We start from the raw sequence: 15,155 nt of genomic DNA on the forward strand, positions 1-15,155 counted from the left end.
ATGAGTACTATTTTAAGAAGGCGTTATGGTCTTTTAGGACGTAATATTGACTATTCATTTTCGAAAGGTTATTTTACTAATAAATTTGAAGGTGAAGTTTTTAAAGGTTGCAGCTACGAGAACTTTGATATTTCTGAAATTAATTATTTTACGGAATTGATAAAAAATAATCCCGATTTAAATGGGATGAATGTTACGATTCCGTATAAACAGCAAGTGATTCCTTTTTTAGATAAAATGTCTAAAAAAGCAAGTCAAATTGGTGCAGTAAACACCATTAAATTTACTAAAAAAGGAAAATTAAAAGGATATAATACCGATTGTCACGGATTTAAAAAGTCTTTAAAGCCTTTGTTGCAATCGCATCACAAAAAAGCTTTAATTCTTGGTACGGGTGGCGCGTCTAAGGGAGTTGCTTTTGCACTGGATGAGTTGGGTATTTTATACACTTTTGTTTCTCGTGAAGCCAGAGAAGACGTTATTGACTATAGTTTAATTAACGCTACAACTTTTGATAATTATCAAATCATAATTAACTGTACACCAGTTGGAACCAGTCCAAATATAGAACTTGCTCCCGATTTACCCTACGAATTTTTTACAGAAAAACACATTGCTTTTGATTTAATTTATAACCCAGCAGAAACAGAGTTTTTAAAACGCGCCAAATTAAAAGGAGCTACTACTAAAAATGGATATGATATGTTGGTTTTTCAAGCCGAAAAAGCGTGGCAAATCTGGAACAGATAACCATTGATCGTAAAAAAACTGAAACCTTCTTACTACAGAAGGTTTTTTTATGACTTAAAAATAAATACTTTTAAGATATAAAAATAATAGTCAACTGTGTTCTTTCCAACTCAAATTATAATGAGTATACATTTACATTCCTCAACTAGATCCGATTAATTCTATACCGCTCTGTCGGATCGAATAGTACATTAATCTAGACGTAAAAATTCAATAAAAACTTGCAAAAAGAGGTATTTAACCGATTACTAATTATACACATAGCTATTTATCTCGTAAATCGATAAATACCTTGTGAAACAATAACAGATTCATACTAAATTGCCTTATAATTAACACTTTTGTTTTGTATTTTAAAACTGCTTTATTATCTTTCGGTCAAATAATTAAATAAAACCTTAAACATTAATTACGATGTTAGAAGAAACGAATGATAACCTGCCACAAGCAGACGGAAACTACGATCGAGAAACAGCACCTTCTGTGCAAACTGACCCTGCAGACGATTCTGTAGTTAACAATGTAGTTGCTGTAGGTGAAGATGGGGATGTACTGAAAAAAAAATCTGCACAAGATGCGATTGATGATTCTAATGCAGAAGAAAGCGAAGATGAAACACTTAAAGAACGTCATACGCTTCCGATGAAAGATTACGGAACTTTTTCTTTAGAGCAATTAGTGGATGCCTTAAAAGAACTGGTTGTTACCGATACAGTAATGTCGATTAAAGAGCATGTAGATGAGATAAAGAAAGCATTTACGGTAGAATTCAATCATTTAATTGAAGAGAAAAAAGAAGAGTTTAACGCTGAAAACACCGATTCAAATGAAGAATTTGAGTACCACTCTCCATTAAAATCAAAATTTGATGAAGCGTATAGCGTTTATAAAACAAAACTAAATGCACATTTTAAAAGTCTTCAGACCAATTTAAAAGGTAATTTAGAAGATCGTTTAGCTATTGTAGAAGAGCTAAAAAACTTAATTAACCCGCAAGAAAACATAAAAGATACGCTTAAGCATTTTAACGAACTGAGAGAACGTTGGAAAAATGCTGGACCTATCCCAAAAGATAAATACAACCACGTTTGGAACAACTTTCACTTTCACGTAGAGAATTTTTATGATTATTTACACTTAGATCGAGAAGCGCGTGACTTAGATTTTAAACACAATTTAGACCAAAAGCAAAAAATTATTGCACGCGTCGAAGAATTAACACAAGAAGCTGACGTAAATAAAGCATTTAGAGAATTGCAAGATTTACATCGCATGTGGAAAGAAGATATTGGACCCGTTTCTAAAGATCATCGTGATGAGATTTGGAATCAGTTTAGTGAGTTAACTAAAAAAATTCACGATAAACGTGAGGTTTTATTTGAGAATTTAAAAGAATTAGAAGTTGAAAATCTAATTAAAAAGAAGGAAGTAATTGTAAAACTAGATCAATTAGCAATCGAAAAAGTGAATACACATTCGCAGTGGTTGGCACAAATTGATAAGGTAGAAGCGTTGCGTTCTGATTTTTTTGCTATCGGAAAAGTTCCTACCGAGGTGAACGAAGCGACTTGGGCAGGTTTTAAATCGGCTGTTCGAAAATTTAATTCTTTAAAAAATTCGTTCTACAAAGAAATTAAAAAAGACCAAACAGACAATTTGAATAAAAAAATGGCTTTGGTCGAAAAAGCGAAAGCTTTACGAGAAAGTACCGATTATTCTAGCTCTACTCCTGTTATGAAAAAAATTCAGGACGAATGGAAACAAATTGGCCATGTTCCTCGAAAATATTCAGATAAAATCTGGAAAGAATTCAAAGAAGCTTGTAATCATTATTTTGACAATCTAAAAGAACATAAAAGCGAAGAAAACAGTGAAGAAGTAGAATCTTTCGATAAAAAGAAAGCCTATTTAGAAACTTTGCGTTCTTTTGAAATGACAGGCGATCATAAAATCGACTTAGATGCGATAAAAATGCATATTGAAAATTGGAAACAATTAGGAAAGGTTCCGTTTTCAAGACGTCATATCGAAGGCAAATTCAATAAGATTTTGGATGCTCTTTTTGAAAAATTAAGTTTGAGTAAGAAAGAAACAGACATGCTCCGTTTCACCAACCGAATTGATTCTTTGTCAGAGAATAATGATACACGCAAATTAGATAACGAGAAAATTTTCTTGATGCGAAAAATTGATGAAGTACAAAACGAAATTTTTCAATTGGAAAATAATATTCAGTTTTTTACAAATACAAAAAATGCTAAAAAAGAAAATTCAATTGTTTTAGAGGTGCGTAAAAATATTGCTATTCATAAAGAAGGACTGGCTGTTTTAAAAGACAAACTACATCAATTGAGAGAATTAGATCAATAAACTAAAAATATGATTTTATAGAAGCGAGGTACATGTGCCTCGCTTTTTGTTTCCAATAACTTTTCTAATTAGCATTTTTTTCTTTAAAACTGTAGTGTGGTTAACGACCGGATAAATTGATTGTATGCAAACTGCGCCTTAATTACAACTAAAGATTTCCGTCAATCGTCTATTATAGTTTAAAATTAAAAGCTTTACCTCTTTTACATGTAAATTCTCTAATCGATGCTTACCTTTGCCAAAAAAAAATTATCATGTCAAATATATATTTAGGATATCATTTTGCAATTGAACCAAGAGAACTAGGTTCAGAAATACTTATTGCTGAACTGGGCGAAAAAGCTTTTGAAAGCTTTACTGAAACTGAAACTGGTATTTCTGCTTTTGTAAAAAAGGATTTGTGGGATGAGAATATTCTTGACGATATTTTTATTTTAACCTCTGATGAATTTACAATTACGTACACTTTTGAAGAAATTGATCAAGTGAATTGGAATGAAGAATGGGAGAAAAATTTTGAGCCGATTGACGTAGACGGAAAATGCCACGTTCGCGCTCCTTTTCATCCAAAAACGACTGCAGAATATGATATTATCATTGAACCTAAAATGAGTTTTGGAACGGGTCATCATGAGACAACACATATGATGATTCAACATTTGCTAGAAACGGATGTAACCGGAATGAAAACGCTAGACATGGGCTGCGGAACCGCAATTTTAGCAATTTTAGCTGAAATGAAAGGAGCACAACCTACAGATGCGATCGACATTGACAATTGGTGTTATCTTAATTCAATTGAGAATGTAGAGCGCAATAAATGCAAACAAATTACCGTTTACGAAGGAGATGCTGCGATGTTAGCCGGTAAAAACTATGATCTTATTATTGCTAACATTAACAGAAATATTTTGTTGAATGACATGCAAAGTTACGTCGATTGTTTAAATCCAAAAGGAACCTTGCTTCTAAGTGGTTTTTATGAAGAAGACATACCATTTATCGATGCTTCTTGCACAGAAAAAGGATTGACGTATGTTAAAAAATTTCAAAGAAACAATTGGGTATCTTTAAAATATGTAAATTCGTAAAACATTCATTAACAGTATGAGAACTTTACAATGAGTACTAAAGAAAAAGTAAGAGAACGCGTTCGCGAAAAGGAATCGGTTGGTTTTAATAACGAAATAATTATATACAATGACGATGTTAATACATTTGATCATGTGATAGATACTTTAATGCGCGTTTGCAGTCACACACCCGAACAAGCCGAACAATGTTCGCTTATCATTCATTATAACGGTAAATGCACTGTTAAAACAGGAACTTTAGATAAACTAAAACCGCAATGTTCGCAGCTTCTCGAAGCAGGTCTGAGTGCCGAGATCGTTTAAACTCTACTATTTTAAAAAAAGAGTCTATTTTATTCTATATTTGAGTAAAATAGACTCTTTTTTCATGGAAGAATACGGTAAATTACTCATCATTACGATGCCTATTTTTTTGACTCTCATAGTGATTGAGAAATTATATGGATGGTACAAAAAAGAAGATCATACACCGATAATTGACAGTGTTGCAAGTATTAATTCTGGAATCACTAATTCATTAAAAGACATTCTTGGAATCAGCATTACGTTACTTTCTTACGAGTGGATGGTCTCTAACGTGGCGTTCTTTCCTGTTGAAAATACACTTGCAATTTACCTGATTGCCTTTATCGCAATCGATTTTTATGGTTATTGGAGTCATAGACTAGCGCATCAAATAAATTTTTTATGGAATAAACACGCCATACACCACAGTAGTGAAGAGTTTAATTTGGCTTGTGCTTTGCGACAACCCATTGCAAGTTTGACTAATCTATTTATTTTTTTACTCTTTCCAGCAGCACTTTTAGGTGTTCCTGCAACTGTAATCGCACTTATATTGCCCTTGCATTTATTTTTGCAATTTTGGTACCATACCAGACACATCAAAAAATTAGGGTTTCTGGAACATATTTTAGTAACTCCCTCTCATCATCGCGTACATCATGCTATCAATTCAGAATACCTAGATCGAAACCATGGCCAAATATTTATTTTCTGGGATAAAATTTTCGGAACTTTTCAAGAAGAACTCGACACAGTTCCTCCAGTTTTTGGCATTACAAGACCTGCGCAAACGTGGAATCCGATAAAGATTAATTTTCAACACCTGATTTTATTAATTAAAGACGCATGGCGCGCCGAACATTGGAATGACAAATTAACCATTTGGTTTAAGCCAACAGGATGGAGACCTGAAAATTTTGAAGAAAAATATCCCGTTGTAAAGATTGAAGACGTTTATAATTTTGAAAAATACGGTTTAAAAAATTCTAGAAAATTAGAGTATTGGTCCATTATTCAAATGCTAATTACTTTATTATTCGTAACTTATTTGTTCTCTAATATTGCAACAATTGGTTTGCCACAGATTTTCGTGTATGGTTTTTTTATTTTGGTAAGCATATATAGTGCTTCCGAATTATTGGACAAGAGCGCCGGAGCTGTTTTCTGGGAATTTACTAGACTAGTTTTGGCCGTAAGCGTAATCGTTATTTTTAAAGATTGGTTCGGTTTAAACACAGTTTTTACAGGAAGTAGCTACATAGTAATTGTCTACTGCTTACTATCCACTCTTGTTGCATTTTATTTTATGAAGAACGAGTTTCAACTACAGAAAAAATTATAATTGCTTAAATAACAACTATGAATCAAAAATTATTTTTTAAAGGTTACATCGTAATTAGTAGTATCTATTTAATTCTGGTTCTTTTTGGATTAGAAAATACCGCTTGGTTCTTGAAACCTGTGCTATTGCCTTTTTTAATTTTAGGCGTTTATTGTGCTCCACATTTTACAACTAAAAGACTATTACTTGTTGGTTTGATACTTTCTTGGTTAGGTGATATTTTACTATTATTTGAAGAAGTAAAAAACATTTATTTTATACTCGGGTTACTTTCATTTTTGGTAGCGCACATAAGCTATACTTTAGTATTCAAAAAACAAAAAGAGAACTTGAACCACAAAAAGGAACTTCTTTACGGAATTGGTTTAACTATAATTGTAGTGTATCTAATTACTTTATTGACTTTACTTTTCCCGACTTTAGCAGATTTAAAGATTCCCGTTATTATTTATTCAATCGTTATTTCAGTAATGCTGTTGTTTGCTTTTAAAGGCTATTTTGTATGGAAATCGCCCGAAAATAAAATTATATTAGTGGGAGCAATTATTTTTGTTGCCTCAGACAGTATTTTAGCAATTGATAAATTTTATGAGCCTATAGAAAAAGCTACATTTTGGATCATGAGCACCTACTTAATTGCCCAATATCTAATAAGTACCAGCATTGTAGATTTAAATAAAAAAAAATAATGTGTTCCTTAATTTATAATACAATCCATTGCTTCGCTGCTAGTAATGAATCGTTCGCAAAAACACGTACTTCACAGGGCATCAAATAACTAAAAAATTTGACAAAAGTATTGATGGTTCGATGATTTGAAACTAACGCTACTTTGTCCCATTGTGCCAAATGTTTCATTCCAATTTTTGAATCGTCAATCATTGCGGAAACATCAAAATTTTCAAAATTTTCTGCTAACTGATAAATTATTTTAATTTTTTCATTCTGTTCTAAAAGCTTATCTACAGCAGGAATTAACACAGTTTCATAATCAGCTGGTGTAATTTTTCCTTCAGCAACAATGCCTAAAACATCGTCAGGCAAGTCAGACATTAGTTTCATCATAATACAAGTTTTTTCAGGTTTTACTCACTTTATTCTTATAAATTTAAAACAAATATGTGAAACCTCAGAAATTAATTACTTTATAAATCAATATTCTACCATTAAAAGTGCAAGTATTAGCCTTATTTTTGTATTACATTATTGAAAATCCTTTATTAGTATGAAAAAAATTAGTATTACCATTTTCTGCCTTATCGTTTTAGCTTCGTGCGTTAGTTCAAAATCAACCCTCAAGAATGTAGATGATAACGCACCCAATTTAACATTATCCAAAAATAATACTTTTGTAATTACGGAGTTTTGTACAGACAAAAAATACGGCTATGATAAAGATTATCCGATCAACATCTTTTTTAGAACTACCCGTGACGAATTAGCGAACGAGAAAAGATTTTTAGAAGCATTAGCAGGACCAAAAGGAGAAGCGATTGCCTATACAAAATTAGAAAGTTGTTGTCCTTTTCCATCTAAAAGAAGTGACATGGGAGCTGGTTTTTTAGACGTTTATGAACTAAAATGGGAGGGACAGAAAAAGCCCATTATACTATATCTAAATATTTATGAAAAAGGAATTTTAATGGTTCCAGTCGGCCTGACTTTGCGTAAATAAGTAACAGCATTCGCTTCCTAAATAAATCCTAATTACTAGACCTTAAGTGATAAATCCTAATTACCTTTGCACACTCAAAAACTCTTATTATGAACATACACCATATTCCACAAATTAAGCATACAGAAAGCGGAAATTTCTTTTTGCTAGCAGGACCTTGCGCGATCGAAAGTGAAGAAATGGCTCTTCGAATTGCTGAAAAATTAGTTGGTATTACAGATTCATTACAAATTCCATTTGTTTTTAAAGGTTCGTTTAAAAAAGCTAACCGTTCTCGAATTGATAGTTTTTCTGGAATTGGAGATGAAAAAGCATTAAAAATATTACGAAAAGTATCAGAAACTTTTCATGTTCCTACCGTTACCGATATTCATACCAATGAAGATGCAGCTATGGCAGCTGAATATGTAGATGTTTTGCAAATTCCTGCTTTTTTAGTTCGTCAAACTGATTTGGTTGTCGCTGCGGCAAATACCGGAAAAGTGGTGAATTTGAAAAAAGGACAATTTATGAGTCCAGAAAGCATGAAACATGCCGTACAAAAAGTATTGGATTGCCAAAACGAAAACGTAATGATTACCGATCGCGGAACGATGTTTGGATACCAAGACATGATTGTAGATTACCGTGGTATTCCGACAATGCAACAGTACGCAACAACCGTTTTAGACGTTACGCATTCTTTACAACAACCCAACCAAACAGCGGGGGTTACAGGTGGTCGACCAGACATGATTGAGACCGTTGCCAAAGCTGGTATTGCAGTCGGTGTGGACGGTATTTTTATCGAAACTCATTTTGATCCCGCTAATGCCAAAAGCGACGGTGCTAATATGTTGCACCTGGATTATTTTGAAGGTTTGATGAAGAAATTAGTTGCCATCAGAAAAACCATAAATCAATTTTAATTTCACTTTTTTTCAGTTTAAAATTAAATACCACAACATTGAAAACAAAATTTTTAGTATTAACATTTTTCGCTTTGAGCTTTTCAACAGCATTATTTGCTCAAGATGAAATTGATGTTCAGCAAAAATACACCGCTCACAACAAGGGAAAATTCTTTGTAATGTGGGGCGGAAATAGAGAAACCTTTACCGATTCTGATGTTCATTTTAGAGGTACAGATTATAATTTTACGGTTCATAATATGTCGGCTCACGACAAACCAAAAGGTTGGCACGTAGATTATATTAATCCTGCGCGAATGACGATCCCACAAACAAATTTACGTTTGGGTTATTTTTTTAGCGACCATTATAGCGTAACAATTGGTGTGGATCACATGAAATATGTGATGACTCAAAATCAAATTGCAAGTGTTTCGGGAACTGTAAATTTGCCAATTGATGCTGCAGGATCAGTCCACAATGGCGTCTATAATAATACTCCAATTCCATTTGAGGACGGAACTTTTTTAAAATTTGAGCATACAGACGGCTTGAATTACGTGCATACCGAAATTTCGCGCTTTGACGATATCTCGAGGTGGTTTGGACTTCCTAACATTGATAAAGTACAGATTAATCTAACCGAAGGTGTTGGTGTTGGTGTTTTATATCCAAAAACAAATACAACTTTATTGGGTAAAGACCGAAATGATGCTTTTCATGTTTCTGGTTTTGGGACTTCTTTAAAAGCAGGTTTAAATGTGACATTTTTTAAACATTTTTATGTGCAAGGAGAGGTTAAAGGTGGATATATAAATATGCAAGACATTCGCACTACCGCTAGCTCTGATGACAAAGCTTCACAAGATTTTTTCTTCTTTCAAAAGATTATAGCTTTTGGGGGGATTTTTAGGATCTAAACTTAAAATATTTTACATAAAAAAGCAACATTTAAAAATTATTAAATGTTGCTTTTTTATTTTAATACTAATTCCTATATGATGTTAAAATATCTTCTTAGTCAAAAATATTTTTAGTGACTGCATTGACCTAACAAAACCCAAAGAAGAATAAAAACGAAAATTGTTCCGAAACAGCCTCCACCCAATTTTTTTGCACCGTAGCCTGCTAAAAGTCCTCTAAATATATTGTTCATAATAATGTGTTTTAAGGTTAAATGTTTTATTTTAATTAATTACAATTCGATAAAGTAAATTTCGGAATTTAAATTAAGTACATTTTATATAAGATTTAAAAAAAGTTTCAAAATTTCAGCTTATCAATAGAAAGAAAAAAGTATTATATTAAAATTCTATTCAGAGGATAATTCGACTTTATCGCATTAATTCCTAGTAAAGTAAGTTATGAATTAAAGCTCTATTGCTCGCATTTATATCTATAACCTTCAGGAAATTGAGACTGTTAGGTTTCTAAAATTGTAAGTAATAAAAAAGATTTTAAATTTAATAAAACTTTCATTTCGTTGGATAATTTATTGTAATTTACAACTCATTATCCCTCACATTTACAACGAATAGCATCTCAGTTGATTTGACCCTCAAAATCATTCTGACGCCTCTTAACATAAATTTCCTACGTTACTTTTATAATTTTATCCTAAACAAAAGTATGTCTACAACTAATACCACCAAACAAGAAGTTGATTTAGAACGGGCTTTTTCTCTCGAAGATTTTTTTGAAACCTCTCCAGATTTTATGTGCATCGCTGGATTTGATGGGTATTTTAAAAGCATAAATCCTGCGGTTTCCCAATTACTGGGATATTCGGAAGAGGAATTATTTTCCAGACCCATTAATGATTTTATTTTTGAAGCTGATCAAGATAAAACCGCAAGTGCAAGAATAAATTTGACAAAAAAAGTTGGTTTGTTTAATTTTGAAAATCGTTACGTATCTAAAGCAGGAACTATTATTTGGCTTCACTGGACGTCGCATCCAGTAGAGGATAAGCAAGTCATTTACGCCATTGGTAAAAATGTAACGGCAAAAAAAGAAGTGGAACTAGAGCGCAAAAAGCATCTAAAAATGCTAACGCAGTCTAATACTGATTTATTAAAGCTCGCTTATGCAAATGCCCATGATTTACGCTCGCCTATTAATAACTTATTGTCGGTTTTTGACTTAATCGATACCACAAAAATTACTGACGGAGAAACGCTAGAGCTGTTAGAAATCGTGGAGCAATCTACACAGAACCTTAAGAAAACGATTACGGAAGCCATGAAAAGCTTGGATAAGAAAAACGCGAACGACAAACAGTTAGAACTACTAAATTTTGAAAGTAGTGCAAAAGATGTCATTACTTCCATACACTCGCTGGTGCATCATTCTCAAGCAAAAATCACAACTGATTTTACTGATCTTCCAACAATAAAATTTAACAAAGCTGCTTTACATAGCATTTTCCTTAATTTGATAACCAACGCTATCAAATATGCTAAAAGAAATGTCGCGCCAGAAATACACATCAAAACCCAAGAAATTGATGGTGTTAAACAATTAATTATTCAGGATAACGGAATTGGCTTCGATATGTCTGTTGTAAAAGATAAAATTTTTGGACTCCATCAAACCTTTAATTCATACGAGGACAGCACAGGTATTGGTTTGTATTTGGTGTACAACCATGTGATGCACTTGGGCGGAAAAATAGGTTTAGAGAGCGAAGTCGATCAAGGAGCTAAATTTATGATATCCTTCAAGTCTTAAAATTAAATTGTTTTCTAAAAGTAAAAAATCAGGCGAAAAGTAAATTTTAGCCTGATTTTTTAATGTTTTAAATCCTATAAAAGTTGCTTACAGCCCTTTTTGATCAACCAAATAAATTAGTGTAGCCATTGCCGCAGCTCCTAATTCTAATTCTCTTTTGTTTACTCCGTCGAATGTATCATTTGCTGCATGATGATAATCAAAATAACGCTGAGAATCTGGTTTTAAGCCTGCTTTTACAATTTTATTTGAAGTTAGATGTCCAATATCTGAACCGCCGTGTCCTTTTGTAAAACTATGAACAAAATACGGCTCAAAAAATGGTTTCCAAGTTAGAATTTTCTCAAAACTAGCTTCGTCCGATTCAAAATTAAAACCTCTTGGTGAGAATCCGCCTGAATCACTTTCTAAAGCAAAAATATGGTTTTCCCTATTTTGTTTCGCCAACTCTTCGTATTTCGCTCCACCTCTACCTCCATTTTCTTCATTCATAAATAAAACCACGCGAAGAGTGTTTTTAGGCTTGTAGTTAAGGTTTTTAAGAATTCGCATCACTTCCATGCTCTGCACTACTCCTGCTCCATCATCTTGAGAACCATCTGCTAAGTCCCATGAGTCAAGATGTCCGCCAACAATCATATAGTTTTCTGGACTTTCAGAACCTTTGATTTCTCCAATAACATTATGTGATAAAACATCGGGCAAGGTTTCGCAAGATTGTTTGAAAAAGAATTTTAGATTTGGATTAGCAGCTAACGATTTACTGAGCAAATTTGCTCCATTTGTACTTATTGCTGCAGTCGGAATATACTCTTCTTGCTTCAAATCACCGTAACTTTGAATTCCCGTATGTGGATAATCATCTAAACGTAAATTCATAGAACGCACAATTGTGCCTACTGCTCCAAGCTTGGCTGCTTCTTCGGCGCCAGAATAGCGTTGATCGACACAACCACCGTAGGATTTGAATGTTTCTATGTGTAAAGGATCCATTGCGCGGTTAAAAAAGACTATTTTTCCTTTTACTTGAGCACCCAATTTCTTTAACTCTTCGATTCCTTGAACCTCAACAATTTCGGCAGTCAAACCTGATTTTGCGGTGGCAATAGACCCTCCTAATGCACAAATCGGAACGACTGTTTTGACATTATTGTCCAAGATATAAGCCGTCTCTTTTTCGCCGCGTACCCAATGTGGCACCATAACTTCTTGCAGGTACACTTTATCTAAACCTAAACTTTGCAGCTGATTTTTGGTGTACTCGACCGCTTGCGCCGCTTGTTTAGAACCTGACAAACGTCCTCCGATATCATTAGACAGATATTCTAACCAAGTATAACATTTGCCTTCGGTTAGCGCTTTTTTATAAATTAGCTTAATGTTCTTTTCATCAGTTGATTGAGCAATTGCTACTATTCCGTTTAATAAGAATACAGCAAAAAGAATACTTTTTTTCATTATGCACATGTTGTTGTGAGGTTGGTTATTTAAATTACTAAGGAATAGTGTAAAGAAACAAAAATAGTATTTAAAGCGACAATTTTCAGTTTTACATTTTAAATAGATACGAATAAAAAATATCAAAACTACTACCTAGTAGATTCGAAACTATTATACAAACTTTTACTGCGTTTTAATCGTACTATTTATCCATAAAAAACCCTCCGAAAAACTGATTAACGGAGGGAATAATAACTAACTAACAAATCATTTAGTTTATTAATTCAAAACTAACTTTATCTTGCGCAGTGGAACTTCCTCCAACAAAAACGTCGAATTGCCCTGGCTCTGCTGCATATTTTAAATCGGAATTATAGAATTTCAGATCTTCGACTGATAATATAAAAGAGACTGTTTTTTGTTCTCCCTTTTTAAGTTCTATTTTTTGAAAGGCTTTTAGTTCACGCACTGGACGGGTTACCGATCCTACAAGATCTCTGATGTACAACTGAACCACCTCTTTACCATTAAAATTACCTGTGTTTTTTACGTTAACTGAAACTGTAATTTTTTGATCTGGATTTAATTTTGTCTCCGAAATTTCTAAGTTTGAATAGTCGAATGAAGTATAACTTAACCCATATCCGAAAGGGAATAAAGGCTCGTTTCTTTCGTCTATATAATTCGAACGGAATTTTTCAAATTTTCCTTCGGTATTATTTAAAGGTCTGCCTGTATTCTTGTGCGCGTAATAAATGGGTATCTGTCCCACACTTCTAGGGAAAGTGGCTGTTAATTTTCCTGAAGGATTTACATCTCCAAACAAAACATCAGCAATGGCGTGGCCTGCTTCTGTTCCAGCAAACCAAACATTCAAAATAGAACTAACTGTTTCATTTTCCTCTGTTAAAACTAAAGGACGACCATCAAACAAAACTAAAACTACTGGTTTTCCTGTTTTTAACAATGCCTGCAATAAGTATTTCTGTGCTTGCGGAATTTGTAAATTAGTGCGGCTACTACTTTCTCCGCTAAACTCTGCCGACTCGCCTAAAGCGGCAACAATTACATCGGCTTGATTGGCAACTTTTAACGCTTCTTCCAATAATTCTTCTGCAGAACGATTGTCGCGGTTTAAAGTTTTACCAAACATAGTTGCATTTGTTTCCAACGTTTCATCGTAGGTCAAATTACTTCCTTTAGCATACAAAACTTTCGTATTTTTTCCTGCCACGTCTTTTATTCCTTGCAACAATGGTATTGATGATCCTGCCTTTGTGGCTACGCTCCAAGTTCCTGACATATTGTTTTCGGCATCTCCTAACGGACCGATAACTGCAATAGTTCCGGATTTTTTTAGCGGTAATACTTGATTTTCGTTTTTTAGCAATACTAAAGATTGCGCTGCAATATCACGTGCTTCTTTGCGAGACGCTTTGGTAAATATTTCGCTTTTTGCTCTCTTATCATTGCCATATCTGTACGGATCTTCAAATAACCCTAGGTCGTATTTTGCCTCTAATATCAATCGAACGGCATTGTCAATTTGAGCAACAGTTACTTTATTTTCTGTTACCGATTTTTTTAATGTCAATAAAAATCCTTCACCAACCATATCCATTTCAATACCCGCGTGCAATGCTAAAGCAGAAACCGTTTGCAAATCGCCTAGTCCATGGTCGATCATTTCATTGATTCCGGTATAATCGGTGACAACAAATCCTTTAAATCCCCATTCTTTCCGTAGAACATCTGTCATCAACCATTTGTTTCCAGTAGCCGGAATTCCATCTACTTCGTTGAATGCTGCCATTGCAGTACCTACTCCTGCCTCAACAGCCGCTTTGAAAGGTGGAAAATAATCATTGTACATGCGCACACGACTCATATCAACCGTATTATAATCGCGTCCTCCTTCGGGAGCTCCATATAAAGCAAAATGTTTCATACAAGCCAAAATCGAATTATTTTTAGACAGATCATTTTGTTGGTATCCTTTTACCATAGCAACTGCAATTTTACTTCCTAAGAAAGGATCTTCTCCTGAGCCTTCAGAAACTCTTCCCCAACGTGGATCACGAGAAATATCAACCATAGGCGAAAACGTCCAGTTAATTCCGTCGGCACTCGCTTCTTGCGCCGCAATTTGAGCGCTTCTTTCAATTAATTCCATGTCCCAAGTACAAGATAATCCTAGGGGGATTGGAAATGTAGTTTCGTAACCGTGAATAACATCCATACCAAAAAGCAACGGAATTTTTAGTCGGCTTTTTTCGACCGCAATTTTTTGGACTTCTCTAATTTTTGCCACCGATTTAATATTAAATAAGCCTCCCACTTTACCTTCCTCAATATTTTTAGCCACATTCGAACTGTTAGCTTGGCCTGTGGTTATATCACCTGAAGTCGGTAAATTTAGTTGTCCTATTTTTTCATCCAACGTCATTTTTACTAATAAATCAGCAATAAATTCTGTTTTTGGCTTTATTTTTTGGGCTTTTTTAAATTCCTTTTTTTGTCCGTAGCTTAAAAAAGTACCGCTTAAAAAAAGCAGTAAGAATATTTTTTTCATCTTAGTA

The 15,155-nt window shown here is 33.7% G+C and carries 14 protein-coding genes; 10 read left to right on the forward strand and 4 right to left on the reverse strand.

Features of this window, described 5'->3' with window-relative positions:
* The 6 genes from AP058_RS03105 to AP058_RS03130 all read left to right on the forward strand — a co-directional run bounded on the left by AP058_RS03105 (position 1) and on the right by AP058_RS03130 (position 6,530).
* Complete coding sequence (locus tag AP058_RS03105) at positions 1 to 750, forward strand: shikimate dehydrogenase (protein ID WP_066306937.1); 750 nt, start codon at positions 1 to 3, stop codon at positions 748 to 750.
* Positions 751 to 1,164: 414 nt separating this feature from the next.
* Positions 1,165 to 3,120: a DUF349 domain-containing protein gene (locus AP058_RS03110; protein WP_066306836.1), complete on the forward strand. Its 1,956-nt coding sequence runs from the start codon at positions 1,165 to 1,167 to the stop codon at positions 3,118 to 3,120.
* A 254-nt stretch (positions 3,121 to 3,374) separates the two neighbouring features.
* Positions 3,375 to 4,211 (forward strand): 50S ribosomal protein L11 methyltransferase, encoded by an 837-nt coding sequence (prmA, locus tag AP058_RS03115; protein WP_066306838.1) that lies wholly within the window; start codon positions 3,375 to 3,377, stop codon positions 4,209 to 4,211.
* Between the two features lie 30 nt (positions 4,212 to 4,241).
* Positions 4,242 to 4,517, forward strand: coding sequence for an ATP-dependent Clp protease adaptor ClpS (locus AP058_RS03120; protein WP_066306840.1), 276 nt, complete (start codon positions 4,242 to 4,244; stop codon positions 4,515 to 4,517).
* Between the two features lie 64 nt (positions 4,518 to 4,581).
* The gene (locus tag AP058_RS03125) at positions 4,582 to 5,841 is read left to right on the forward strand and encodes a sterol desaturase family protein (RefSeq protein WP_066306843.1); all 1,260 of its coding nucleotides are present in this window, start codon (positions 4,582 to 4,584) and stop codon (positions 5,839 to 5,841) included.
* Between the two features lie 17 nt (positions 5,842 to 5,858).
* Complete coding sequence (locus tag AP058_RS03130; RefSeq protein WP_066306845.1) at positions 5,859 to 6,530, forward strand: lysoplasmalogenase; 672 nt, start codon at positions 5,859 to 5,861, stop codon at positions 6,528 to 6,530.
* Positions 6,531 to 6,543: 13 nt separating this feature from the next.
* Here AP058_RS03130 and AP058_RS03135 read toward each other — a convergent pair whose 3' ends face one another.
* Positions 6,544 to 6,906: an STAS/SEC14 domain-containing protein gene (locus AP058_RS03135; RefSeq protein WP_066306846.1), complete on the reverse strand. Its 363-nt coding sequence runs from the start codon at positions 6,904 to 6,906 to the stop codon at positions 6,544 to 6,546.
* Positions 6,907 to 7,066: 160 nt separating this feature from the next.
* Here AP058_RS03135 and AP058_RS03140 point away from each other — a divergent pair, with 160 nt between their 5' ends.
* The 3 genes from AP058_RS03140 (at position 7,067) to AP058_RS03150 (ending at position 9,326) form a co-directional block, all read left to right on the forward strand.
* The gene (locus tag AP058_RS03140; RefSeq protein WP_066306847.1) at positions 7,067 to 7,516 is read left to right on the forward strand and encodes a 2-dehydro-3-deoxyphosphooctonate aldolase; all 450 of its coding nucleotides are present in this window, start codon (positions 7,067 to 7,069) and stop codon (positions 7,514 to 7,516) included.
* Between the two features lie 89 nt (positions 7,517 to 7,605).
* A complete protein-coding gene (gene kdsA / locus AP058_RS03145; RefSeq protein ID WP_066306848.1) occupies positions 7,606 to 8,424 on the forward strand; it encodes a 3-deoxy-8-phosphooctulonate synthase in 819 nt (272 codons plus the stop codon).
* Between the two features lie 38 nt (positions 8,425 to 8,462).
* On the forward strand, positions 8,463 to 9,326 hold the full coding sequence (locus AP058_RS03150; protein WP_066306849.1) for a hypothetical protein: 864 nt from the start codon (positions 8,463 to 8,465) through the stop codon (positions 9,324 to 9,326).
* A gap of 113 nt (positions 9,327 to 9,439) precedes the next feature.
* Here the strand turns inward: AP058_RS03150 and AP058_RS17195 are convergent, their stop codons facing one another.
* Positions 9,440 to 9,562, reverse strand: coding sequence for a hypothetical protein (locus AP058_RS17195; protein ID WP_255357070.1), 123 nt, complete (start codon positions 9,560 to 9,562; stop codon positions 9,440 to 9,442).
* A gap of 473 nt (positions 9,563 to 10,035) precedes the next feature.
* Here AP058_RS17195 and AP058_RS03155 point away from each other — a divergent pair, with 473 nt between their 5' ends.
* Positions 10,036 to 11,136, forward strand: coding sequence for a PAS domain-containing sensor histidine kinase (locus AP058_RS03155; RefSeq protein WP_066306851.1), 1,101 nt, complete (start codon positions 10,036 to 10,038; stop codon positions 11,134 to 11,136).
* Between the two features lie 87 nt (positions 11,137 to 11,223).
* On the opposite strand, the gene AP058_RS03160 is transcribed toward AP058_RS03155, so the two are convergent.
* Positions 11,224 to 12,594 carry a M20/M25/M40 family metallo-hydrolase gene (locus AP058_RS03160; RefSeq protein ID WP_066306853.1) on the reverse strand — a complete coding sequence of 457 codons (1,371 nt, stop codon included), beginning with the start codon at positions 12,592 to 12,594 and terminating at the stop codon, positions 11,224 to 11,226.
* 253 nt (positions 12,595 to 12,847) lie between these two features.
* Positions 12,848 to 15,148 (reverse strand): beta-glucosidase BglX, encoded by a 2,301-nt coding sequence (bglX, locus tag AP058_RS03165; RefSeq protein WP_066306854.1) that lies wholly within the window; start codon positions 15,146 to 15,148, stop codon positions 12,848 to 12,850.
* Positions 15,149 to 15,155 lie beyond the last annotated feature (7 nt).

Source organism: Flavobacterium sp. TAB 87 (genome assembly GCF_001529295.1).
Lineage (GTDB): Bacteria > Bacteroidota > Bacteroidia > Flavobacteriales > Flavobacteriaceae > Flavobacterium.

Excerpts from the sequence above, each read along its gene's own strand:
- AP058_RS03105 (WP_066306937.1), top strand. The coding sequence starts at position 1 with ATGAGTACTATTTTAAGAAGGCGTTATGGTCTTTTAGGACGTAATATT.
- AP058_RS03110 (WP_066306836.1), top strand. The coding sequence starts at position 1,165 with ATGTTAGAAGAAACGAATGATAACCTGCCACAAGCAGACGGAAACTAC.
- prmA (WP_066306838.1), top strand. The coding sequence starts at position 3,375 with ATGTCAAATATATATTTAGGATATCATTTTGCAATTGAACCAAGAGAA.
- AP058_RS03120 (WP_066306840.1), top strand. The coding sequence starts at position 4,242 with ATGAGTACTAAAGAAAAAGTAAGAGAACGCGTTCGCGAAAAGGAATCG.
- AP058_RS03125 (WP_066306843.1), top strand. The coding sequence starts at position 4,582 with ATGGAAGAATACGGTAAATTACTCATCATTACGATGCCTATTTTTTTG.
- AP058_RS03130 (WP_066306845.1), top strand. The coding sequence starts at position 5,859 with ATGAATCAAAAATTATTTTTTAAAGGTTACATCGTAATTAGTAGTATC.
- AP058_RS03135 (WP_066306846.1), bottom strand. The coding sequence starts at position 6,906 with ATGATGAAACTAATGTCTGACTTGCCTGACGATGTTTTAGGCATTGTT.
- AP058_RS03140 (WP_066306847.1), top strand. The coding sequence starts at position 7,067 with ATGAAAAAAATTAGTATTACCATTTTCTGCCTTATCGTTTTAGCTTCG.
- kdsA (WP_066306848.1), top strand. The coding sequence starts at position 7,606 with ATGAACATACACCATATTCCACAAATTAAGCATACAGAAAGCGGAAAT.
- AP058_RS17195 (WP_255357070.1), bottom strand. The coding sequence starts at position 9,562 with ATGAACAATATATTTAGAGGACTTTTAGCAGGCTACGGTGCAAAAAAA.
- AP058_RS03155 (WP_066306851.1), top strand. The coding sequence starts at position 10,036 with ATGTCTACAACTAATACCACCAAACAAGAAGTTGATTTAGAACGGGCT.
- AP058_RS03160 (WP_066306853.1), bottom strand. The coding sequence starts at position 12,594 with ATGAAAAAAAGTATTCTTTTTGCTGTATTCTTATTAAACGGAATAGTA.
- bglX (WP_066306854.1), bottom strand. The coding sequence starts at position 15,148 with ATGAAAAAAATATTCTTACTGCTTTTTTTAAGCGGTACTTTTTTAAGC.